The organism is Pseudoclavibacter sp. Z016 (assembly GCF_002931215.1).
Lineage (GTDB): Bacteria > Actinomycetota > Actinomycetes > Actinomycetales > Microbacteriaceae > Pseudoclavibacter.
Window position 1 is genome coordinate 100,752 of record NZ_PSTU01000011.1, and the last position, 20,898, is coordinate 121,649.

Consider the following 20,898-nt stretch of genomic DNA (forward strand, 5'->3'; position numbering starts at 1 on the left):
GAAGCCGGCGGGCCGACGGCCCAGACGGCACGCCGCCGGACCCCTTCCTCAACCCTCGAGTGGAGTCGAGTCAGAACGGTGGCTCCGCAGGGGCACTGGGTGCCGCGGGCGGGGGATCCTCGTCTCGTTCGCGGGGCGGTTTGCTGCCTCGCCGCCAGGGCAGGTCGTCGGTGGGTGTGAAGGTGGGGCCGTGGGGTTCGGGGTGGTCTGTGTAGGTTTTTCCGCTTGGGGTGGTCCATTCGAGGGTGCCGCCGTCGTGTTGGGTGACGGTCCAGGCGGTGTGGTGCTTGATGATGTGGTGGTTTTTGCAGAAGTCGCTGAGGTTCCAGGTGGCGGTTGTGCCGCCGTATTGGTGGTCGATGGTGTGGTCGAGTTCGCAGTTGGTGGCGGGTTGGCGGCAGCCGATGAAGCGGCAGTGGATGTCGCGGGCTTTCAGGAAGGCGCGCATGGCCGCGGTGGGGGTGTAGGAGTCGACGGTTTGGAGTGCTCCGGTGATGGGGTGGGTGAGGAGGCGGATGAAGGCGGGTGCGGTCGCGGCGAGGTGTTTCGCGTCTTCGATGGGCATGGGGGACATGCCCTCGAGCAGCGCCGGGGCCCGACCCGGCCGGGTGGGGTCGGGGAAGAGTGTCGTGATGGGGATGCTGAGCTGAACGGTGGCTTGAATGCCTTTCGCGGCGCTCGAGACGGTGGGGTCGCTCGTGAGGAGCAGGTCGGCGATGACGTCGGACATGACCTGGTCGAGGGTGCGCTCGTCGAGCGCTGCCGCGTCTGCCAGCTCGCCCGTCTGGCCGGTCTCGCCGGCCGTGCTGCCCTTGGGGGTGTTGGTGGCTGGTTTGGGGCGGGCTTTGATGATGGCTTTGCTCTGCTTGCGCGCGCGGTCGCGGATGGCGTGCGCGAGGAAGGAGCTCGTGAGTACGCGCAGGATGCTCATGCCGTCGCCGAGGTCCTCGACGCTCACGCGGCGCCGTTGCTTCGCGCGTTCGTGGCGTTGATCGATGGACTCCCCGGTGAGCTCTTCCGCGACGCGCTCGGCCGCGTTCTGCAGCGCTGCCGGCGGGAGCGGCTCCCGGCGCACGCGCTCCAGCATGACCTGGACGAACTCGCCGCGCCGGTGGGTCTGCTCGGCCGGGTCGTCGTGGTTGATCTTCAGGCCGGTCTCGACGAGCTTGTGCACCTGCGCGGGGGTCGCAGCATTGCTCTCGAGCGCGAGGGCGAGGGCCGGGAACTCGCGCAGCGTCACCGATGCTGTCGCGAGGTGTCCCTGGGCGGTGCCGGCGGCGAGCTTCACGAGCAGGCCGACCTCGTTCGCGATCGATCGCACGTGCATGGCCGATTCCGCGCACCCCTCGGCGACATCGAGGGCGTGCCCGAAGTCGTACGCGGCGGCGTGGGCTCGCAGCTGCAGGGCGGCGCCGGCCGCGAGCATCGCCGCGGCTGCTTCCTCCATCGCGAGGATCTCCGAGCGGCGAGCCGCGACAGAAGCCGGGTCCGAAGGGTCAAACCCCGGATCCGGAACCGGGGTCGGCCCTGAGCCCAACCCCTCGTGTCTGTCGCGCTGCTGCATGCCCAAAGTCTACGAACAACCACCGACATTCGAGAGGGTGGTGGATAACTTTCTTGGAGCACTTGGGGTACGGCTTGCGGTTCAGTGAGTCTGTCCACAGACATGACGTGCACTTCATTCGGCAGTTATTGGTACGTGTGTTCTATCCGATGCGGATGAAAACCAGAATTCACGTTAACCGAGAACTGCGACACTCACTCCGCCTTGACGACCGCCAGCTCGTCCCAGTGGGTGGTTGCGCGGGGTGAGACCATGTCGCGGCGCATGGTCCAGCTCCGCCCGCTACGGAGGCCGGCGATGCCGAGCCCAAGCGAGTCCTGGCCGAACTTCGCGGCGACGGCGTCGAGGGCCTCGCCCACGCGCCTGTCTTCGCCGCGCTCGTCGAAGATGTCGAGCGCCGCGTACGAGTCTCGCGCGACGAACTCGAAGAGCGAGACGCCGACGCGCACGTACTTCAGCTCGGCTCGCAGCTGCGGGCCGAGGGCGGTGGCGGCTGCGCGGAAGAGCACGACCGGGTCGTCGGTGGGTTCCGGGAAGGCGACGGACACGGCGTGCGACTCGTGCCCTTCGCGGAAGGGGGAGGTCGCCGCGTAGCAGCTCATGGCCCGCGTGAGCGAGCCTTGCGCGCGGAGCCGGGCGGAGGCGCGCTGCGTGTACACGGAGAGCACCTCCTCGAGCTCCTGCACCGTCGAGATGGGCACTGCGAAGGAGCGGGAGAACTGGATCTGCTCGCGCTCCGACGGGACCTCGTCGATGGGGAGGCAGTCGATGCCGCGCAGCTCCTGGACGACGCGCTCCTGGACGACGCCGTAGCGGCGGCGGATGGCGGTGGGCGAGGACTCGCGGAGGTCGAGGGCGGTGCGGATGCCGAGGCCCACGTATTTCGCGGCCATCTTGCGCCCGACGCCCCAGACGTCGCCGATGTCGATGGTGCTGAGGATCCCGCTGAGCTGCTCGCGCCCGTAGGCGCCGAGATGGCAGACGCCGCCGAGCGATGGTTCGGATTTGGAGCCGCGGTTGGCGAGCTTGGCGAGCGTCTTGCTCGGGGCGATCCCGATGCTGACGGGGATGCCGATGAGCTTCCGCATCGCCACCCTGATCTCGCGGGCGACGGCGAGGGCCTCCCGGCGGTCGCCTGGCAGCCGGATGAAGCTCTCGTCGATCGAGTACACCTCCTGCGATGGCGTGTAGCGGCCGAGGAGCTCGATGGTACGGGCGTTGATGTCGCCGTAGAGCTCGTAGTTGCTGGAGCGGGCGACGACGCCCTTCATCGCGGCTTCCGGGGCGATGGCCTGCCAGGGGGCGCCCATCGGGATGCCGACGGCTTTCGCCTCCTCGGAGCGCGCGATGACGCATCCGTCGTTGTTGGAGAGCACGACGATGGGCTTGCCTTCGAGGCTGGGGTCGAAGATGCGCTCGCAGGATGCGTAGAAGTTGTTGGCGTCGACGATGGCGATCGCGGGCTGCCGGAGCGGCAGCGGCGAGGCCTGGGTCGAGTCGCGCGTCGTGTCCGTCATCTCAGACACGGTGGAGGCATCTCGTGACGACGCCCCACACGGTGAGCTCGCTGAGCTCTTCGAGCACGATGTCGGCGTACGCGGGGTTCTCGGGCGCGAGGCGCACGCGGCCGTGCTCGAAGCGCAGGCGCTTGACGGTGAGCTCGCCGTCGACGACGGCGATGACGACGTTGCCGTCGTGCGGTTCGAGGGAGCGGTCGACGATGATCTCGTCGCCGTCGAAGATGCCGGCCCCGATCATGCTGTCGCCGCTGACGCGGACGATGAAGGTCGCGGCGGGGTCGTTGATGAGGTGCCGGTTGAGGTCGACGGGGCCGGAGTAGTAGCCCTGGGCGGGTGAGGGGAAGCCGGCTGGGACTGCTTCGTCCGCGCGTTCCGGGAGCTGCGCATTGGGCGTACTGCCGGATTCGACCTCTTCCGGGTGCCCGAGGGGAGCGAGGATCTCGACGCCTGCATCGCTCACGGTCGGCACCCTGTCCTTCGTCTCGGCGGAGAGAGCGGGGTGTGGTCCCGCTCGATCACGCGTGTGTTCGAGCCCCAATTGTCGCGGATGAACCTTCGGGATGCGTGACGGGTGCATCCGCCGAGTGGTGGCGACCGATGGGCACCATGAGCGGCCGGCCGGAGACGGGGTCCTGCACCACAAGGCTCTCGAGTCCGAAGACGGCGCGCACCGTGTCGACCGTGAGGACGTCGCCGGGCTCGCCCGCTGCGTGCAGTCCGCCGTCGGCGAGCGCGATGAGGTGGTCGGCGTAGCGCGCTGCGAGGTTGAGGTCGTGGAGCACCATGACGATGGTCGTGCCGCGGGACTGGTTGAGGTCGGTGAGGAGGTCGAGCACCTCGATCTGGTGGCTGACGTCGAGGAAGGTCGTCGGCTCGTCGAGCAGCAGCAGGTCGGTCTGCTGGGCGAGGGCCATCGCGATCCACACTCGCTGCCGCTGCCCGCCGGAGAGTTCGTCGACGTGGCGGTCGGCGAGAGCCGTCGTCTCGGTCGCTTCGAGGGCGGCGGCGACGGCGAGGTCGTCGTCGTGGCTCCACCTGGAGAGGATGCTCTGGTGCGGGTGGCGACCGCGGCCGACGAGGTCGGCGACCGTGATGCCCTCGGGGGCGATGGGGGACTGGGGGAGGAGCCCGAGGATGCGCGCGAGCTGCTTCGCGGGTGTCCTGTGCACTTCCTTGCCGTCGAGGAGGACGTGCCCGTCGCGAGGCGTGAGGAGCCGCGACATGGAGCGCAGCAGCGTGGACTTGCCGCACGCGTTCGCACCGACGATCGCCGTGACCTTGCCTGGCGGCACGAGGAGGTCAAGCTCGTCGATGACGACTCGGTCGCCGTAGCCCAGGCTGAGCTGCTCGACGATGAGGGTGTGGTCTGCGGTCATAGCGAGCCTCCCGCGCGGTTCGTGCGGATGATCAGGTAGATGAGGAACGGCGCACCGAGCACGCCGGTCACGACGCCGACGGGGTAGCGGGTGCCGAGGAGGAACTGGCCGACGAGGTCGGCGACGAGCACGAGGAGGGCTCCGACGAGGCCGGCGGGGATGAGGAGTGATCCGCCTCCGCCGAAGAGCCGGGCGGCGATGGGTCCGGCGAGGAACGCGACGAAGGCGATGGGGCCTGCGGCGGCTGTCGCGAAGGAGAGCACGCCGACGGCGGTGACGATGACGATGAGCCTCGTGCGGTTGACGCGCACCCCGAGGGCCGCTGCGGTGTCGTCGCCGAGCTGCGTTGCCGAGAGGCTGCGGCTCTGGGCGAGGAGGATCGGGACGAGCGCGACGATCGAGATCGCGACCGGGAGGATGGCGTTCCAGGATGCGCCGTTGAGGCTGCCATTGAGCCAGCGCAGCGCTTCCTGGAGGTCCCACTGGGCGGCCTGCGAGAGCACGTAGTTGGTGATGCTGTCGAGCATGGCGGCGATGCCGATGCCGATCAGGATGAGGCGCGTTCCCGTGACGCCGCCCTTGAACGACAGGACGTAGATGAGGATGGCGACGCCGAGGCCGACGAAGATCGCGAAGAAGGACACCTCGCTCGCGCCAAGCGAGAGCGTGACGATGCCGAAGGCCGCGGCCGCGCTGGCGCCGGAGGAGATGCCGATGATGTCGGGGCTCGCGAGCGGGTTGCGCAGCATCGTCTGGAAGGTGACGCCGGCGAGGCCGAACGCGAGGCCGGCGAGGATCGCGAGTACGGCACGCGGGAGCCGGAGCCGCCCGACCGTGAAGGTCGCGCCCTGCACGTCCTGGCCGAGGACGACGGCGATGACCTGGTCGAGGCCGTAGAAGGTCTGTCCGACCATGAGCGAGACGACGAAGACGACGAGGATGAGGGCGACGAGTACCAGCATCAGCAGTCGGCGTCGCGCGTTGCGTCGGCCGCGGCTGCGCGCGACGGCGCGGGCTGTCGCCTCGATGACGGAGTTCGGGGAGGCCGGGGCGAGCGAGGTCGGCGAGGAGGCTGGCGCGGCAGAGCCCCTAGGGCGGGTCGCGGTCATAGGGCGCGCACTTTCGAGCGGCGGACGATCCAGATGAAGATGGGGGCTCCGATGATGGCCGTGATGATGCCCACGTCGATCTCGGACGGGCGGGTGAGGATGCGGCCGAGCACATCCGCCCCCGTCAGCAGGGAGGCGCCGACGACGGCGGAGAAGGGCAGCACCCAGCGGTGGTCGACGCCGAACATGAGGCGGCAGGCGTGAGGCACGACGAGGCCGACGAACGCGATGGGGCCCGTGACGGCGGTGGCGGCGCCGCAGAGCACGACGGCGCCGAGGGCCGCCGCGCCGCGCGTCAGCGCGACGCGTTCGCCGAGCCCAGCGGCGAGATCGTCGCCGAGGGCAAGCGAGTTGAGGCCCTTCGCGGAGGCGAGGCTGACGAGGAAGCCGACGATGAGGAACGGCAGGACCTGCGAGATGCTGTCCCAGGTGCCTCCGCCGACGCCGCCGATCTGCCACGACCTGGCGCTCTGGCTGATGTCGCCCCGGGGCAGGATGATGGCGGTCACGAACGATGCGAGCGCGGCCGACGTCGCCGCACCGGCGAGGGCGAGCTTGAGGGGCGTCGCGCCGCCCCGCCCGAGCGAGCCGACGACGTACACGAAGACGGCCGCGAGGGCCGCGCCGGAGATGGCGACCCAGATGAAGCTCGACGCGGAAGCCAGGCCGAAGTAGGCGATTCCCGTCACGACGGCGAGGGATGCGCCCATGTTGACGCCGAGGATGCCCGGGTCTGCGAGCGGGTTCCTGGTGACGCCCTGCATGACGGCGCCCGAGACGCCGAGGGCGGCCCCGACGGCGACGGCGAGGAAGGTGCGGGGGATGCGCTTCGCGACGGCCGCCTCGTCGAAGCCGTTCGTCGATCCGCCGAGGGCTGCCACCGCATCCGCCCAGCTCACGTCGCGCGATCCGATCATGACGGACACGACGATGAGCGCGCCGAGCGAGGAGATCGCGAGGAGGAACCACAACGCCCGCAGCCGCCGGGGGCGTCGCACGATGGCGACACCCCCGGCGGCTACGGGAGGAGCGGTCTGGGTCACTTGACCTGTTCTGCTGCCTGCGAGAGGAGCGCGACGTAGTCGTCGAGGATCCACGAGATGGACAGCGGCGTGGGGTTCGCGGCCGTGCCGAGTGGCTCCGTGCCTGGCAGGTTGACGATCGAGCCGTTGGCGACGGCGGGGATCTGCGAGAGCACGGGGTCGCCCTGGAGGGTCTGGACGAGCTCCTCGCCACCGTAGGTGACGATGATCTCGACGTCGGCGAGCGTGTCGCTCTGCTCGGCGCTGATGGTCTGCGAGAACTGGTCGGTCGATGCCGACGCGTCGACGAGGCTCTGCGGGAACGTCATGCCGAGGTCCTCGAAGAAGGCACTGCGGGTGTCGTGCGTCGTGTAAAAGCTGACCTGGCTGAGGTCGGTCTCGTCGACGTGGGTGAGGAACATGGTCTTCTTGCCCTGAATGGCCGGGTACTTGGCCGCCGTCGCCTCGATCTCACCCTCGAGCTCGGTGATGAGTGCGTCGCCTTCGGCCTCGAGGCCCATGCCCTGGCTGTTGAGGCGGATCATGTCGCGCCACGAGGTCGCCCAGGCCGTCTCCGGGTAGGCGACGACCGGTGCGATCTCGGAGAGGGTGTCGTAGTCCTCCTGCGTCAGGCCCGAGTAGGCGGCGAGGATGACGTCGGGGTTCGTGTCCGCGACGGCCTCGAAGTCGACGCCGTCGGTCTCGTCGAAGAGCACCGGGGTCTCGCCACCGAGCTCTTCGAGCTTCTCGCTCACCCAGGGGAGGATGCCGTCGCCGTTGTCGTCGCCGAAGTCGGCCCTGGCCATGCCGACGGGCACGACACCGAGGGCGAGGGGCACTTCCTGGTTGGCCCAGTTGACCGTGGCGATGCGCTCGGGCTTCTCGGTGATCTCCGTCGTGCCGAGGGCGTGCTCGATGGTGATCGGCGTGAAGTCGCCGTTCGCTGCGCCCGGCTCCGCGTTCGTGCCGGCGGAGGGGGTGGTCGAGCAGGCGGCGAGGCCTGCCGTGAGCAGCGCTGTCGCGGCGAGGGCGACGAGCTTGGAAGCGCGGGGCATGGTGTCCTTTCGAGGGGGGAGCTGAGCCTTTTGCGCACGCCGATGAACGCCGTCTGGCGGCGGAGAGGCGGGGTGCGGTGTCGAAGTCAGCGGCAGCCGTGCAGGGCCGAGAGCTTGCCCTGTTAGGAGTGCCTTACCAAAGCTAAGCGACGCGCGTCGCGTTTGCAATCGAGGCGAACCGACACATTTCTTTGCGAAACGGACACCGTGTGGTGCGTGTGGTCGCGATCGGCGGCTGCTTCAGCCCGCCAGGGCTACTGAGCCCGGAACCGCCCCGGACTCATCCCCGTGACCCGCCGGAACGCGGTGCCGAAGGCGCTCGCCGACCGGAACCCCGTGGCGACCGCAACGTCGTCGATGCTCTCTCCGTCAGTGAGGAGCACGATGGCGCGCTGGATGCGAGCCGTTGCGACCCAGCGGCTGAAGCCCAGGCCGGTCTCCGACTGGAACTGCCGTGTGATCGTGCGGGCGCTCACACCCAGCTCGACCGACCACTCCTCGAGTGTGCCAGCGTCGCGGACATCCGCCCTGACCGCGTCGACGATGGGAGCGAGCAGGGGCGAGTCGGGGATGCGCAGCAGCAGTTCATGCGGGGAGGGGGCGAGCACGTCGAGCACCATCGCCTCGGTCGTCGCCCGGGACGCGTCGTCGAGTCCGGGCTCCGCGAGACGGTCGAGCAGCAGGCGCAGCAGGTCGGTGACGTCGACAGCGACGGGTTCGTCGGCGATGGGGGCCGTCGTCTGCACGCTGAACATCGCCGTCCGGTACCAGGTGCCGGCCGGCGTCCACGCCGTGTGCCTGACCCCGGCGGGGATCCAGAGGCCGACGGCCGGCGTGATCGTCCACGTGCGTGGGCCGACGGTCAGCGAGGACGCGCCGCGCGTGTTCCAGATGAGCTCGTGCGTGGGGTGGGAGTGCTCCTCCCAGAACGTGTTCCGCTCGATCGCCTCGTTCATGCCGTCGATGACATACGGCACGTCGATGGAGCCTGCCTCGTAGAGGGGCAGGCTCCTCCGGTCGACCTCCGGAGCGCCGAACGTGCTCATGGCACCAGCCTACGGAGCCGAGCGGATGCCGCCCGCACGGCGGTCGTCGTTCAGCTGTGCTCGGCCTTCAGCCAGTCACCGGACGTCGGCGTCCACCCGTAGGCGTCCCGCGCGTACTGCCCGGTCGCGGCCTGGTCCTGCAGGAGCGCGTCGGCGAAGGGGGCGCCGAGCCGCTCGCGGCTCGCATCCGGTGTCTCCTCGACGAGCTCGACCGTGCCGTGCCCCGACGAGGCGATCTCGCGAACCGTGGGGTTCTCTCCGCTGGCCGCGATCACGTAGCCGACGGCGGCACCCTTCTCGAGGACCCGGACGTACAGCTCGGCGAGGTCGTCGACGTGGACGAGTGTCCACCGCTGCCTGCCGTCGCCGACGAGGGACACGGGGGCGGACCCGTCACCAGCGAGGAGCTGGGTGACGCCGCCCTGCCCGCCGTAGACCACCGCGGGTGCGATGATCGCGGTGTTGACGTTGCTGTTGATGACCTGGCGGTCGATGGGGACGCGCCACGACACGATCTCGGGTGCGTCGGCTTCGGACTCCTCCGTGATGGACGAGTTGTCGCCGAACAGCCAGATGCCGCTCGTGTGCACGAACTGCGTCGGGGAGTGCACCAGCTCGTTGAGCACGTTGGGCACGAAGCTGGGGTCGACGTCTTGCGCCGATGCGGTGTGGATGACGCCCTCCGCCTGGCGGAGCAGCGGGGCGAGCGCCGCCCGGTCGGTGAGGTCGACGACAACCGCCTTTGCGCCGGTCTCTCGAACGCGCGCCGCCTTCTCCTCGCTGCGCACCGCGGCGGTCACGGCGTGGCCGTTCGCGAGGAGCGCGCGCAGGACTGCCGAGCCGATGTAGCCGGTCGCTCCGGTCAGGAACACCTTCATGTTGTCGCCTTCCGCTGTGTCGAACTGGACACTGGGGTGCAACCGAGGCGGGGTCGGAGTCATTCCGGGCGGTCGCACCCGCCGACCGGATCCTCAGCTTTCGTCCGGCCCCGACGGACGGGCGCGGGTGCCCTGCTCGACGGGCGTCGGGTTGTGCTCGTAGGAGTGCTCGTGGAGTGAGCCACCGGACTTCAGCACCCGCAGCTCCTCGGTCTGCACCCGGAGTGCGGGCGCGGCCGCCAGGTTCGACGGCTGCTCCGGGGTGCCGGGGAGCCACACGTTGAAGAAGAGGTTCAGGGCCACCGAGACGATCGCCGCCGCGCTGATGCCCGAGTCGAAGATCGTCACGAACCAGTCGGGGAACGCGTGCCAGAACTGCGTCGAGACGACCGGGATGAGCCCGAAGGCCAGCGACGAGGCAACGATGATCATGTTGTTGTTGCCGGTGTAGTCGACCTTCGAGAGGGTGCGCACGCCGCTGGCCGCGACGCTGCCGAAGAGCACGATGCCCGCGCCGCCCAGCACGGGGCTCGGGATGACACTGAAGACGGCGGCGGCCATGGGGGAGAGGCCGAGGAGGACCAACAGCCCGCCTCCGGCCGCGACGGCGAAGCGGCTCTTGATGCCGGTCAGGGCGACGAGCCCGACGTTCTGCGCGAAGGCGGTCGCGGGGAACGAGTTGAACACGGGGGCGATGAGCGAGGACAGCATGTCGGCGCGCAGCCCGTCGCCGACGCGGCGCGAGTCGACCTTCGTTCCGACGACCTCTCCGACGGCCAGCACATCTGCCGTCGTCTCGACCATGATGACGAGGATCACGATCGTCATGGAGACGATGGCGCCGGTCTCGAAGATCGGCATGCCGAAGGCGAAGGGCTGCGGGAACGCGAAGATCGACGCGGACCCGACGGCGTCGAAGTCGGCCTGGCCGAGGATGAGCGCGAAGACCGTGCCGATGGCGAGGCCCAGCAGCACGGCGAGCCGGGAGAGGGCGCGGATCTTGCTCAGGATGAGCACCACCGCGAACGTGAGCAGGGCGAGGCCGATCTTGTCGGCGGATGCGAATCCCTCGGCGGTCGGGTCGGAGCCCGTCACCCAGCGTCCCGCGACCGGCATCAGGGAGAGGCCGATGACGGTGATGATCGATCCGGTCACGACGGGAGGGAAGAACCGCACGATCCTGGCGAAGAACGGGGCCACGATGAGGCCGATGGCGCTCGCGACGATGACGGCGCCGAACACGGTCTGGAGTCCGGTCTCCCCGTTGCTGCCGATGATGGCGAGCATGGTCGAGACGGCCGCGAACGAGATCCCCTGCACGAGGGGGAGCCTCGAGCCGAAGTAGGGCACCCCGATGGTCTGCAGCACGGTCGCCGCGCCGCTGACGAAGAGCGCGCAGGCGACGAGCAGCGCCTTCTGGCCGACGTCGAGGCCGGCGGCGCCACCCACGATGAGGGGAACGGCGATGACGCCGCCGAACATCGCGAGGATGTGCTGGACGCCGTAGCCGACGGTCTTGCCCGGGCTGAGCCGTTCGTCCTCCGGGCGAGCATCCGGTGACGGTGATGCGGATGCTGCCGGAGGAGTCGAGGGCGCTTGGCTTCTGCGGGAATCGGGAGACATGAGCTGACCTCTCTTGGGGTCGTCAAGCAGCGCTGCCACGCGGGAGCTGGGCGGAGCGCTGAGCTGAGGGTGTGCGGAGAACGCCGGCTCGCTGGCCGGCAGGACCCTAGATGAACCCGGGCGTGTCTGCCCAGGCCTCGGGCGCCGGTGCGACGCCGTCTCGGATGACGGTTCCCTCGATGAGGCCGTAGGGGCGGTCGGCGGCGAAGAACACCTCGCCGGGGTTGTCGAGGTCGAACGGGGAGAGATCGACGAGGAAATGGTGCTTGTTCGGCATCGCGAAGCGCACCTCCGCGATCTCGGGGAACTGCTCGATCGCGGCCTTGCCCATCTGCCACAGGGTCTGCTGCAGGGCGAGGGAGTGGACGGTCGCGAAGGTCGAGATGAGGACCGCGGAGATCGCCTCGTAGAGGGCGTTGTAGTCGGGCTCCGCATCCACGGCCTCTGGCATGTAGCGCCAGCGCGCCGTGACGGAGGTCGCGAGGATGCGGTCGGTCGCCTCCGCGAGGGTCGTGTACTTGTCTCGCGGGAAGCCGTGGAACTCGCTGCCCGTCGATTTGAGCACCGTCAGGTCCTTGAGCCCGGCCGTGACGTGGGTCCCTCCGTCGATCTTCTGCACGGTCGCGAGCCGGGTCGCCTGGCCTTTGCGCACGAAGGCATGGTCGTGCTCGGCGCCGTCCACGCGGATGCGCTCCCACTCGAACTGCTCGGCCTGCCACAGGCCGCCCTCGATCCACTCGAACGCGTCGACGAAGTGCGAGCCGAGCTTGAGGAGGAAGCTCTCGGGGGAGCCGACGCCGTGTTCGCGGGCGAACGCGAAGATGGTGTTCTTCTGCGTGTCGGTGGCGACGACGAGCGAGTTGTCGCCGTCCAGGTAGGACCCGGCGAGGGCCGCTCCGCGCAGCTGGCTGGTGATGTTGAGGTCTTCGATCTCGTGGCGATCGGTGTCGCGGGTGATCCTGACGAGGCGGTTCTCCGCCTTGCCGTACTTGTTCGCGCCGAGACTCACGGTGACGTCGGTCATGGTCAGGTCCCCCTGTAGGTCGAGTAGGCGAATGGGCTCAGCAGCAGTGGCACGTGGCAGTGCGGCGGGTCGCCGTCGCCGGCCGTGCTTGGTGCGCTCGCGACGGTGAACGCCACCGTGATGTGCGGGTAGAAGGTCGCGACGCCGCGCTCGGCGAAGTACGCGCCCGTCTCGAAGACGAGCTCGTAGGAGCCGGCGGGGAGGGCCTCCGGGCCGAGGTCGGTGACGCGGCCGTCCGCATCCGTCACCGCCTGCGCCAGCTCCCGGCCGTCGAGTGTCCGGAGGCGGATGCGCACACCCGGGGCGGCCAGTCCGACAGAGCTGTCGAGCACGTGGCTCGTGATGTGGCTGGTCATTCGGTCACCGATTCCTCGAGGCGGAGGAGGGTGATGTCGCGGAGTTCCGAGGCGACGACGGCGAGCTCCGCGTCGTCTTCGTTTTCGAGGCGCGCCTCGAGCTGCTCCAGGATCTCTGCGGGGGAGCGGCCCGCCGCCCTGACGAGGAAGATGCGGTCGAAGCGCGCCTCGTAACGGCGGTTGCCTTCGGCGATGCGCTCGCGGAGCTCATCGCCCGCGGTGGCGACTGCCCCCTGCTCCCTGGCGGAGTGCCCGGCGCCCGGTTCGGCGGCGCTGGCCCGCTCGCCGATGCGCGGGTGGCCGGACAGCGCGAGCTGCACCTCAGCCTGGCTCCAGGCGGACGCCGCCTCGGCGGCGCGCTCTCGCATGGCGGCCTTCGAGGCGAACGGTCGCGATCGAACCATCGTGGTCGTGAAGGTGGGTATTGCGACGAGCGTCGCGGCGAAGTCGGCTGCATCGGCTTCGCTGAGCCGATTGAAGTCGCTGATGAGCACAGGCAGATCCCTCCGTGGCGGATAACCGTAAAGCTATCCCTTCACGCCCCGTGGGAGATTTCAGCGAGGTAAAAGAGAGGTTTCGATGCGTTTCGAGAACACCGCCGACGAGCTCACCTCAGCGCCGACGAGCCCGCCTCAGCGGAGGGGTGAGCTGCCGTCAGCTGCGCGCGGTGTGCGACTCGGAGAACAGCGGATCGCTCGGGTCGGAGTGCGGGGCCCTTGCGATGACCCAGTTCGCGACGCACGGCTCCGGCGAGCGGTTGCTCACACGGTGCGGTGTCTCCGAGGAGTACGTGATGGAATCGCCGGCACGCAGGGTCACGGTGTCGCCATGCACCTCGACGGTGAGCTCGCCGGAGATGACGACCCCTGACTCGACGCCCGTGTGGGTCGCGAACGAGCTCGCGTCGCCCGCAGAGGCGGAGGTCATGGGCGGGAAGGTCGACTCGAAATGGTCGATGCCGGAGGTGCGCGAACCGGAGAGGCGGCGGTAGATCACGCCGTTCTCGAGCACCACAGGGGCGACCTCGCCCTGCCGGAGCAGGCTGTAGCTGCCGAAGCTCGAACGCTCGGCATGAGCGCCAGTGCCGCCCGCGAAGACATCCGTGATGGAGGCACCCAGCTCGCCGACGATCGCGATCAGCCGATTCACGCTCGGCCGCATGACGCCACGCTCGATCTGGGAGACGGCGCTGGCGGAGATGTCGAGGCGCCTCGCCAGCTCCCTGAGGGAGAGGCCGGCCTCCTCACGGAGCACCCGGAGTCGGGCACCCAGCTCGGCGGCGTCGCCCGCCTGATCGGCGAACGTCGAAGCAGCGGCGATCTCCGCGTCGGACCTGGGGGTGACGGTCTCTGGTTCTGGCACTGGTCACGCGCCTCTCGGCTCTGGGAACCCACAGAGTAGCAAGCGCGAGCTTCACACCGCCGGTAGCCGAAGCTCCGGCGGTGTGAAGGACAAGCTACGCCGTCGTCGGTCCCAGGTCCGGGTCGGTGGCCTCCGCGGCGGGCGCAGGCGCGACGACGTCGCTCTTCGGCACGCCGTCGGTGTCAGCCGAGCTGCCCGCACGGTCGGTGGAGTCCGGGCCGCGGCGCTCGACGCCGACCGTCACCTGCGTCACGAGCGCTGCGATCGCACCCACCGCGACGAGCACCGGGGCGAGTGCCGCGGCGACGACGGTGACGGCGAGGCCAGCGGTCAGGGGGATCTCGAGGAGCGTCGTGCCGTCGTCGTTCTTGATGAACACGCGACGCACGTTGCCCTCGTGGATGAGCTCCTTGACCTTGCCGAGGAGGTTCTCCCCGGAGACCTTGAACTCTTCGTATCCGCTCTTCTTTTCCGTCATGTGGTGCATCCCTTTCGTCGGTGATCTTGCGTTTCGGTGGAACTGGGTCAGGCCATCTTGGAGGAGTCGGGCAGCTCCTGGATGGACCAGGAATTGCCGTCAGGGTCGGCGAAGGAGACGAAGCGCCCCCACGCCTGCTCGTCGATGTCGCTCACGGCGACGCCTCGGCTCTCGAGGTCGGCGTGCGCCTCCTCGATGGACGCGACGACGCACTGGAGCGCGCGCAGGGAACCTGCAGGCATGTCGCTGATGCCCATGCCGAACGCGATCGAGCATGCGGAGCCCGGAGGAGTCACCTGCACGAACCGGATCTCGTCGCTCACCACCTGGTCGTGGTCGACCGGCCACCCCAGCGTCTCGCCGTAGAAGGCGCGCGAGCGGTCGACGTCGGCGACGGGAACGCCGACGAGTTCGATGCGGTACTCAACCATGATGATGCCCCTGGTTCCCCTCGTGTGCCGTTCGGCCGCGACCGGTGGATGCCGGTGCGTCGACGGTGCAACGTGCGGGCAATCTAGCACCGGCCGCCGACAGTTCCCGGAGGTGCTTTGGACGGGTCGCTCTCGGGTGTCAGCGAACCTCGCGCCAGGCGGCGAGGGCGGCTTTCCGCCCCTCTTTCAGCCCCACGATGGGTTCCGGGTACTCGTCGCTGCCGGCCTCGGGGACCCATCGCTGCACGTACGCCCCGTGCGGGTCGAAGCGCTCGGCCTGGCGCTCCGGGTTGAAGACCCGGAAGTAGGGCGCGGCATCCACACCGGAGCCTGCGACCCACTGCCAGTTGAAGGGGTTGGAAGCCTGATCGGCGTCGACGAGTGTGTCCCAGAACCACTCCTCGCCGCGACGCCAGTCGGTGAGCAGGTGCTTGGTGAGGAAGGAGGCGGTGACCATGCGGATGCGGTTGTGCATGCTGCCCGTGCGCCAGAGCTCGCGCATGCCGGCATCCACGATGGGGACCCCGGTGCTGCCGCGCTGCCACGCGTCGAGCGCATCGCGGTCGAGCTCGGGCCACGGGAAGTCCTCGTAGGCGGCTCGCCAGGGCCGCGTGTGCAGCTCAGGGAAGCTGTAGAGCGTGTGCCAGGCGAACTCCCGCCAGAGCAGCTCGCGACGGAAGGTCGCCGCCCCCTCGCCCGTGCGGCCCTCGAGGGCGTGCCAGGCCTGGGCGGAGGAGATCTCGCCCCAGCGCAGGTGCGGGCTGAGCCGGCTCGTGCCCTCGAGGTCTGGCCGGTCGCGATCGGCCTTGTAGTCGCCGACGACCCCGTCGAGGAACGCCTCGAGACGCTCGTGGGCGCCGTGCTCACCGGGGGTCCACTCCTCGCGGAGGCCCTCGGCCCAGTCAGGTCGTGTGGGGAGCAGCTCCCAGGAGTCGAGGGAGTCGGAGTCGAGCGAGCTCGCCTTCGAGCCGCGGGGCAGCGCGTCCGGGGCCTCGAGCGGCACGCGGGGCGGCTCGTGCTGGAAGCGGCTCTGGCAGGCGTTGGCGAAGGGCGTGTACACGCGGTAGGCCTCACCCTGACCGGTCTGGATCTGCCAGGGCTCCGTGAGGAGCGACCCGGGGAGGCTATGCGCCTCGATCCCACCGTCGACGAGGCCCTGCTTGATGCGAGCGTCGATCTCGCGCTCTGCCCCGCCGTAGCGCCGGTTCCAGACGACGAGCTCGGCGCCCGCGTCCTCGGCGACTGCTGGCACGATCTCCTCGGCCTGGCCGCGGCGCAGCACGAGCGCCCCGCCGATCTCCTCGAGGCGCTCGCGCAGGGCGAGCAGGCTGTGGTGCAGCCACCACTTCGCGGCGCCCCCGAGCGCGCGCACGCCTGGGGATTCCTCGTCGAGCACGAACAGGGCGATGACGGGCCCACCGCGCTCGAGCGCGACGTGGAGGGCCGGGTGATCGTGGATGCGCAGGTCGTCACGGAACCAGACGAGCGTTGGGGAGGCCATGCGGCAAGGCTATTGGGCGAACCTCGTTCGCTGGCTGGACGTGAGGCTCGGCCGTGTCATCCCAGAGGAGCATGCGGCCGCGACCTGGGGTGGACGCGACCCAGCGGGGCGCGTCCGTAGCGTCGATGACATGAACACCACACCCCCACTTGTCGCGAGCGTCGTCGACGTTCGGAAGATCTACGGCACCCACGGCAGCGTCGCCGCCCTCGACGGCGTGAGCCTCGGCATCAGAAGCGGTGAGTTCACGGCCATCATGGGCCCGAGCGGCTCTGGCAAGTCGACGCTCATGCACGTCATGGCCGGCCTCGACGGTGCCTCGTCCGGGCGCGTGTTCCTCGGCGACACCGAGATCACGGGCATGAACGACGGCGAGCTGACAGTGCTGCGGCGCCGAGCGGTCGGCTTCATCTTCCAGGCCTTCAACCTCGTGCCCACACTGGATGTGCGCGGCAACATCATGCTGCCGTTCGACCTCGATGGCCGGACCGTCTCGCGCGACGAGGAAGCCTGGATCTCGCACCTCATCCAGACGCTCGGGCTCTCGCAGCGTCTCGCCCACCGCCCGTACGAGCTGTCCGGCGGGCAGCAGCAGCGGGTCGCCATCGCCCGGGCCCTCGCGACCCGGCCGAAGCTCATCTTCGCCGACGAGCCCACGGGAAACCTCGACTCCAAGACCGGCCGCGAGGTCCTCTCGCTGCTCTCGACGGCGAGCAGCCAGTACGGGCAGTCGATCGCCATGGTGACGCACGACCCGATCGCCGCGAGCCACGCCGACCGCGTCGTGTTCCTCGCCGACGGCAAGGTGGTCGCCGATCGTCCGCGCACGAGCGCCGCCGAGATCGCGAACCTCATGCTCTCCATGGAGACGGCAGCATGAGTGCCACGAGCACCGCACCTGCGGCGCAGGCCAGCAGCGCCGCCAAGGCGCAGCGCGCCCCCGAGTCCCAGCAGAGCAGCGGAGGCGCCGCCGTCGTGCTCGTCTCCGCCCTCTCGGCGGCCTTCGGCACGGTGCTGATCATGATCGTCGCCGACCTGGCCGCCTACTTCGACGCGATGGGCCTCAGCGAGATCGGCGCCCTCGCCAGCGTGCTCGGCACGGTGGCCGCGCTGTTCTTCGCGATCGCGCTCTTCGTGGGCGCCGTCGTCACGTCGAACTCGGTCGCCACCGTCATCGCCGGACGCACCAAGGAAATCGCGCTGCTGCGCCTCATCGGCGCGTCCGGACGGTCGCTGCGCCGGCGCACGGTCCGCGAAGGACTCGTCCAGGGTGCCTCGGGTGCCGTTGCGGGGGCCTCCCTCGGTGTCGGGCTGACGGCCCTCGGCGCGCAGCTCGCCATCACGAACGGCGCGCTCGAGCCGTTCCCGTTCCCGATCGTGCACCCCGCGATCCTGGCGCCCGTCATCGCCGTCACGGCGGCGACCATCATCGCGTCCTGGGTCGGCTCGCGACGGGTGCTCACGGTCTCGCCGATCGCGGCGACCTCGTCCAGCGCAGAGCCCACCATGCAGGAGCTCCGCGCCGGTCGCGGGCGCAGCGTCACGGCGACGATCCTCATCGCCCTCGGCATCGCCATGCTCATCGGCGGCGTGTTCTTCGGCCTGCAGAGCCCCAGCGGCGTGCTCGTGAGCCTCGGCGGCGGCATGCTCTCGTTCGTCGGCGTCATCATCGGCGCTCCCGTCATCCTCCCGCCCCTCATGAGCCTCGTGGGCAGCGCCCTCGGTCGCGGCCCGGTGCCGCGCCTCGCCGCCGCCAACGCCGTGCGCAACCCCGCGCGAAGCAGCCGCGCCGTCATCGGCCTCGTGATCGGCATCACGCTCGTCACGATGTTCGCGGTCGCCAGCGAGACCTTCCGCGCCATCACCCTCCAGTTCGGGCAGATGGAGCCCGAGATGTACGCCGCCTTCGAGCAGGTCATCGACGTCACGACCGCCATCATGAGCGTGCTCCTCGGCTTCTCCGTGCTGCTCGCCGCCGTCGGCATGGTCAACACGCTCTCCCTGAGCGTCATGCAGCGGCGGCGGGAGCTCGGGCTGCTGCGAGCGCTCGGCTTCACCGTCGGCCAGGTGCGGCGGATGATCGTGACCGAGGCGGTCGCCATGATCGCCTCATCCGCGCTCTTCGGTCTGCTCCTCGGGGTGTTCTACGGGTGGGTCGGCGCCCAGGCCACCTTCGGGTCGCTCGTCGGCCAGCTCGTCCCGCCCAGCATCCCGTGGGTGACCGTCGCCGCCGTGCTGCTCGTGACGCTGCTCATCACCGTCGCCTCCTCGCTGCTGCCGGCTCGTCGAGCCACCCGAGTCTCGCCAGTCGCGGCGCTCGCCGTCGACTGAGGCCGGCGCCGGCCCCGCGTGCACGGCCGCCCGCCCCGCGTGTACGGCCGCCCACCCGCAGAAGTGTGGCCCGGTGCTGCTCCCGAGATCGGGAGCAGCACCGGGCCACACTTCTGCACTCAAGCAGGCTCAAGCAGGCTCAAGCAGGCTCGGGAGCGTGCCGACGCTACGGCAGCGTGTGGCCGGCCGCCGTGAAGATGCGGTAGTACTCCTCGCGCGTCAGGTGCACGTCCGAGCCCGCGGCCGACTCGGCGACGCGCGACGGGGTCGTCGTGCCGAGCACCACCTGGATGTTCGCGGGGTGACGCGTGATCCAGGCCGTCGCGATGCCCATCGGCGTGACGCCGTACTTGTCGGCAAGCGCCTCCAGCACGTCGTTGAGCTCGGCGAAGTGCTCGCGGTCGCCGAGGAAGACGCCGTCGAAGAACCCCTTCTGGAACGGCGACCACGCCTGCAGGGTGATGCCGTTGAGGCGCGCGTAGTCCAGCATGCCGTTGTCGCGGTCGATGGACTGGTCGAGGCCGACCATGTTGGCCGCGATCCCCGACGCGATGATCGGAGCGTGGGTGATGCTGAGCTGCACCTGGTTGATGATGAGGGGCTGCGCGACCACCGACTTCAGCAGCTCGACCTGACCGGGCGTGTGGTTGGAGACGCCGAAGTGGCGGACCTTGCCGCGGCTGTGGAGCTCGTTGAACGCCGTCGCCACCTCCTCCGGCTCGACGAGGGTGTCGGGACGGTGCAGCAGGAGCACGTCGAGGTACTCGGTGCCGAGGGCCTCGAGTGACTCGTCGACCGTGCGAAGGATGTGCTCGGCCGAGAAGTCGAAGTAGCCCTCGCGGATGCCCACCTTCGACTGGATGAGCACCTGCTCGCGCTCGGCAGGGGACAGGCGGATGGCCTCGCCGAAGCGACGCTCGCAGGCGTGGCGCTCGCCGCCGTAGATGTCGGCGTGGTCGAGGACGTTGACGCCAGCGTCGAGGGCCGTGCCCACGAGGGTGCGCAGCTGCTCGTCGTCGAGGTCCATGATGCGCATGAGACCGAGGACGATGCTCGAGGCACGCACGTCGGTCTGGGGGAGAGTGAAGGTCTTCATGCGGGCATCATCTCAAGCCACCTCCCGCCGAACCTGGTCGTCGCGGAGCGTCACAGTCGTTCCCCTCTGGGCCGAGCGCGCCTACCCTTTCGGCACAGCATCCGCTGCCGCCCCGGGTCTGGCTTCGCTCGAAGCCGTCGCCGAGGTCACCCCTGGAAGACGGAGCATCATGTCGGCACAGACTCGCATCGACCCACGCGGGCCGCGGTTCGGGGCAGCGATCACGGCTGCCCTGCTCCTCGCCACCGTCTTCCTCGGCCTCGTCGCCCCGGCGGCGGAGACGCTTGCAGGCAGGCTCGTGCAGCCCGGCTTCCTCTTGCTTGCCGCCCTGACGGCGCTCTTCGCGTGGGGTGCGTTCGCGGGCATCCAGCGGCACCCCTACGGGCGTTTCTTCGCCGCGGTGATCCGACCGCGGCTCGCGCCACCCGCCGAGACGGAGGAGGCGGCGCCGCCGACGTTCGCGCAGGGAGTCGGGTTCGCGGTGACCCTCGTCGGCGTCGTGCTGCACGTGCTCGGTGTTCCGCTCGCCGTGCCGGTGGCCGCGGGGGCGGCCTTCATCGCGGCCTTCCTGAACGCGGCCTTCGGCTACTGCCTCGGCTGCCAGCTGTACGTCCTGCTCCTTCGGGTCGGCGTCATCCGCCCGCGCGGCGTGCAGGCCTGAAGGAGGCGCCCGTGGATGCCTCGCTTGCCGTCATGGTGCTCGTCGGACTCGTCGTCGTCGCCAGCGTCATCGGCGTCGTCCTGCAGCGGACGAACGGTCGCCTGAAGACCTCGCGTGCCCCAGGCGGTGCAGCCGCGGGGGCCGCGGACCTGCACCTCCTCGGGGCCGGCGTCGAGCCGGGGGACAGCGCCACGATCATCCTCTTCTCCACGGAGTTCTGCGCGAGGTGCCCCGCCACGAAGTGGATGCTCGACCAGCTCGCCTCGACGGCCCCCGGCGTCGTCGTGGCCGAGGTCGACCTCACCGACCGTCAGGACCTGGCCAGGAGCTACGACGTGCGGCAGACGCCGACCGTGCTGGTGCTCGACGCCGACGGCAAGCGGGTCGCACGCATCGGCGGCCCTCCGAGACGAGCTGAGCTCGAGGCGCAGCTCCTGCAGCTCAGCTCGTGACGCGAACGCCCGC

Annotated in this window: 22 protein-coding genes; 4 read left to right on the forward strand and 18 right to left on the reverse strand. The window is 69.8% G+C overall.

What is annotated here, in order from left to right:
* Positions 1-70: 70 nt before the first annotated feature.
* The 17 genes from C5B99_RS19615 to C5B99_RS06745 all read right to left on the reverse strand — a co-directional run bounded on the left by C5B99_RS19615 (position 71) and on the right by C5B99_RS06745 (position 16,345).
* Positions 71-1,564: an HNH endonuclease signature motif containing protein gene (locus C5B99_RS19615; RefSeq protein ID WP_104241008.1), complete on the reverse strand. Its 1,494-nt coding sequence runs from the start codon at positions 1,562-1,564 to the stop codon at positions 71-73.
* A gap of 194 nt (positions 1,565-1,758) precedes the next feature.
* Positions 1,759-3,081, reverse strand: coding sequence for a Y-family DNA polymerase (locus C5B99_RS06670; protein ID WP_104241009.1), 1,323 nt, complete (start codon positions 3,079-3,081; stop codon positions 1,759-1,761).
* Position 3,082: 1 nt separating this feature from the next.
* On the reverse strand, positions 3,083-3,544 hold the full coding sequence (locus tag C5B99_RS06675; protein ID WP_258063096.1) for a LexA family transcriptional regulator: 462 nt from the start codon (positions 3,542-3,544) through the stop codon (positions 3,083-3,085).
* Between the two features lie 55 nt (positions 3,545-3,599).
* Positions 3,600-4,460, reverse strand: a complete 861-nt coding sequence (locus tag C5B99_RS06680) for an ABC transporter ATP-binding protein (RefSeq protein ID WP_104241011.1) — start codon at positions 4,458-4,460, stop codon at positions 3,600-3,602.
* The gene (locus C5B99_RS06685; protein ID WP_104241012.1) at positions 4,457-5,569 is read right to left on the reverse strand and encodes an iron chelate uptake ABC transporter family permease subunit; all 1,113 of its coding nucleotides are present in this window, start codon (positions 5,567-5,569) and stop codon (positions 4,457-4,459) included. Before C5B99_RS06685 ends, C5B99_RS06680 begins: the two co-directional genes overlap by 4 nt.
* Positions 5,566-6,612: an iron ABC transporter permease gene (locus tag C5B99_RS06690; protein WP_219819486.1), complete on the reverse strand. Its 1,047-nt coding sequence runs from the start codon at positions 6,610-6,612 to the stop codon at positions 5,566-5,568. The genes C5B99_RS06685 and C5B99_RS06690 overlap by 4 nt, the downstream gene beginning before the upstream one ends.
* Positions 6,609-7,646, reverse strand: coding sequence for an iron-siderophore ABC transporter substrate-binding protein (locus C5B99_RS06695; protein ID WP_104241013.1), 1,038 nt, complete (start codon positions 7,644-7,646; stop codon positions 6,609-6,611). The genes C5B99_RS06690 and C5B99_RS06695 overlap by 4 nt, the downstream gene beginning before the upstream one ends.
* Positions 7,647-7,900: 254 nt before the next feature.
* A complete protein-coding gene (locus C5B99_RS06700; protein WP_104241014.1) occupies positions 7,901-8,692 on the reverse strand; it encodes an AraC family transcriptional regulator in 792 nt (263 codons plus the stop codon).
* A gap of 50 nt (positions 8,693-8,742) precedes the next feature.
* Positions 8,743-9,570, reverse strand: coding sequence for an NAD-dependent epimerase/dehydratase family protein (locus C5B99_RS06705; RefSeq protein WP_104241015.1), 828 nt, complete (start codon positions 9,568-9,570; stop codon positions 8,743-8,745).
* A 93-nt stretch (positions 9,571-9,663) separates the two neighbouring features.
* Positions 9,664-11,193 (reverse strand): nucleobase:cation symporter-2 family protein, encoded by a 1,530-nt coding sequence (locus C5B99_RS06710; RefSeq protein ID WP_104241016.1) that lies wholly within the window; start codon positions 11,191-11,193, stop codon positions 9,664-9,666.
* A gap of 106 nt (positions 11,194-11,299) precedes the next feature.
* Positions 11,300-12,217 carry a factor-independent urate hydroxylase gene (gene pucL / locus C5B99_RS06715; RefSeq protein WP_104241017.1) on the reverse strand — a complete coding sequence of 306 codons (918 nt, stop codon included), beginning with the start codon at positions 12,215-12,217 and terminating at the stop codon, positions 11,300-11,302.
* A 2-nt stretch (positions 12,218-12,219) separates the two neighbouring features.
* Positions 12,220-12,573 carry a hydroxyisourate hydrolase gene (gene uraH, locus C5B99_RS06720; protein WP_104241018.1) on the reverse strand — a complete coding sequence of 118 codons (354 nt, stop codon included), beginning with the start codon at positions 12,571-12,573 and terminating at the stop codon, positions 12,220-12,222.
* Positions 12,570-13,067 (reverse strand): 2-oxo-4-hydroxy-4-carboxy-5-ureidoimidazoline decarboxylase, encoded by a 498-nt coding sequence (gene uraD, locus C5B99_RS06725; protein WP_181064956.1) that lies wholly within the window; start codon positions 13,065-13,067, stop codon positions 12,570-12,572. Before uraD ends, uraH begins: the two co-directional genes overlap by 4 nt.
* A 160-nt stretch (positions 13,068-13,227) precedes the next feature.
* The gene (locus C5B99_RS06730) at positions 13,228-13,935 is read right to left on the reverse strand and encodes a helix-turn-helix domain-containing protein (protein WP_258063097.1); all 708 of its coding nucleotides are present in this window, start codon (positions 13,933-13,935) and stop codon (positions 13,228-13,230) included.
* A 94-nt stretch (positions 13,936-14,029) separates the two neighbouring features.
* Complete coding sequence (locus C5B99_RS06735) at positions 14,030-14,413, reverse strand: DUF4342 domain-containing protein (protein ID WP_104241981.1); 384 nt, start codon at positions 14,411-14,413, stop codon at positions 14,030-14,032.
* A 47-nt stretch (positions 14,414-14,460) separates the two neighbouring features.
* On the reverse strand, positions 14,461-14,844 hold the full coding sequence (locus C5B99_RS06740; RefSeq protein WP_181064957.1) for a VOC family protein: 384 nt from the start codon (positions 14,842-14,844) through the stop codon (positions 14,461-14,463).
* Positions 14,845-14,983: 139 nt separating this feature from the next.
* Positions 14,984-16,345, reverse strand: coding sequence for a deoxyribodipyrimidine photo-lyase (locus tag C5B99_RS06745; RefSeq protein WP_104241020.1), 1,362 nt, complete (start codon positions 16,343-16,345; stop codon positions 14,984-14,986).
* 130 nt (positions 16,346-16,475) lie between these two features.
* Between C5B99_RS06745 and C5B99_RS06750 the strand changes: the two genes are divergently transcribed.
* Positions 16,476-17,225 (forward strand): ABC transporter ATP-binding protein, encoded by a 750-nt coding sequence (locus tag C5B99_RS06750; protein ID WP_104241985.1) that lies wholly within the window; start codon positions 16,476-16,478, stop codon positions 17,223-17,225.
* On the forward strand, positions 17,222-18,676 hold the full coding sequence (locus tag C5B99_RS06755) for an ABC transporter permease (protein ID WP_258063098.1): 1,455 nt from the start codon (positions 17,222-17,224) through the stop codon (positions 18,674-18,676). Before C5B99_RS06750 ends, C5B99_RS06755 begins: the two co-directional genes overlap by 4 nt.
* Positions 18,677-18,842: 166 nt before the next feature.
* Here C5B99_RS06755 and C5B99_RS06760 read toward each other — a convergent pair whose 3' ends face one another.
* The gene (locus C5B99_RS06760) at positions 18,843-19,772 is read right to left on the reverse strand and encodes an aldo/keto reductase family oxidoreductase (RefSeq protein WP_104241021.1); all 930 of its coding nucleotides are present in this window, start codon (positions 19,770-19,772) and stop codon (positions 18,843-18,845) included.
* Between the two features lie 169 nt (positions 19,773-19,941).
* Here C5B99_RS06760 and C5B99_RS06765 point away from each other — a divergent pair, with 169 nt between their 5' ends.
* Positions 19,942-20,433, forward strand: a complete 492-nt coding sequence (locus C5B99_RS06765; protein WP_104241022.1) for a DUF4395 domain-containing protein — start codon at positions 19,942-19,944, stop codon at positions 20,431-20,433.
* Positions 20,434-20,444: 11 nt separating this feature from the next.
* The gene (locus tag C5B99_RS06770; protein WP_104241023.1) at positions 20,445-20,885 is read left to right on the forward strand and encodes a thioredoxin family protein; all 441 of its coding nucleotides are present in this window, start codon (positions 20,445-20,447) and stop codon (positions 20,883-20,885) included.
* Positions 20,886-20,898 lie beyond the last annotated feature (13 nt).

What these genes read in the sequence shown, in the direction of transcription:
- C5B99_RS06750 (WP_104241985.1), top strand. Translation starts at nt 16,476, where the DNA reads ATGAACACCACACCCCCACTTGTCGCGAGCGTCGTCGACGTTCGGAAG.
- C5B99_RS06670 (WP_104241009.1), bottom strand. Translation starts at nt 3,081, where the DNA reads ATGACGGACACGACGCGCGACTCGACCCAGGCCTCGCCGCTGCCGCTC.
- uraH (WP_104241018.1), bottom strand. Translation starts at nt 12,573, where the DNA reads ATGACCAGCCACATCACGAGCCACGTGCTCGACAGCTCTGTCGGACTG.
- C5B99_RS06745 (WP_104241020.1), bottom strand. Translation starts at nt 16,345, where the DNA reads ATGGCCTCCCCAACGCTCGTCTGGTTCCGTGACGACCTGCGCATCCAC.
- C5B99_RS06740 (WP_181064957.1), bottom strand. Translation starts at nt 14,844, where the DNA reads ATGGTTGAGTACCGCATCGAACTCGTCGGCGTTCCCGTCGCCGACGTC.
- C5B99_RS06700 (WP_104241014.1), bottom strand. Translation starts at nt 8,692, where the DNA reads ATGAGCACGTTCGGCGCTCCGGAGGTCGACCGGAGGAGCCTGCCCCTC.
- C5B99_RS06760 (WP_104241021.1), bottom strand. Translation starts at nt 19,772, where the DNA reads ATGAAGACCTTCACTCTCCCCCAGACCGACGTGCGTGCCTCGAGCATC.
- C5B99_RS06705 (WP_104241015.1), bottom strand. Translation starts at nt 9,570, where the DNA reads ATGAAGGTGTTCCTGACCGGAGCGACCGGCTACATCGGCTCGGCAGTC.
- pucL (WP_104241017.1), bottom strand. Translation starts at nt 12,217, where the DNA reads ATGACCGACGTCACCGTGAGTCTCGGCGCGAACAAGTACGGCAAGGCG.
- C5B99_RS19615 (WP_104241008.1), bottom strand. Translation starts at nt 1,564, where the DNA reads ATGCAGCAGCGCGACAGACACGAGGGGTTGGGCTCAGGGCCGACCCCG.
- C5B99_RS06685 (WP_104241012.1), bottom strand. Translation starts at nt 5,569, where the DNA reads ATGACCGCGACCCGCCCTAGGGGCTCTGCCGCGCCAGCCTCCTCGCCG.
- C5B99_RS06710 (WP_104241016.1), bottom strand. Translation starts at nt 11,193, where the DNA reads ATGTCTCCCGATTCCCGCAGAAGCCAAGCGCCCTCGACTCCTCCGGCA.
- C5B99_RS06680 (WP_104241011.1), bottom strand. Translation starts at nt 4,460, where the DNA reads ATGACCGCAGACCACACCCTCATCGTCGAGCAGCTCAGCCTGGGCTAC.
- C5B99_RS06755 (WP_258063098.1), top strand. Translation starts at nt 17,222, where the DNA reads ATGAGTGCCACGAGCACCGCACCTGCGGCGCAGGCCAGCAGCGCCGCC.
- C5B99_RS06695 (WP_104241013.1), bottom strand. Translation starts at nt 7,646, where the DNA reads ATGCCCCGCGCTTCCAAGCTCGTCGCCCTCGCCGCGACAGCGCTGCTC.
- C5B99_RS06735 (WP_104241981.1), bottom strand. Translation starts at nt 14,413, where the DNA reads ATGACGGAAAAGAAGAGCGGATACGAAGAGTTCAAGGTCTCCGGGGAG.
- C5B99_RS06765 (WP_104241022.1), top strand. Translation starts at nt 19,942, where the DNA reads ATGTCGGCACAGACTCGCATCGACCCACGCGGGCCGCGGTTCGGGGCA.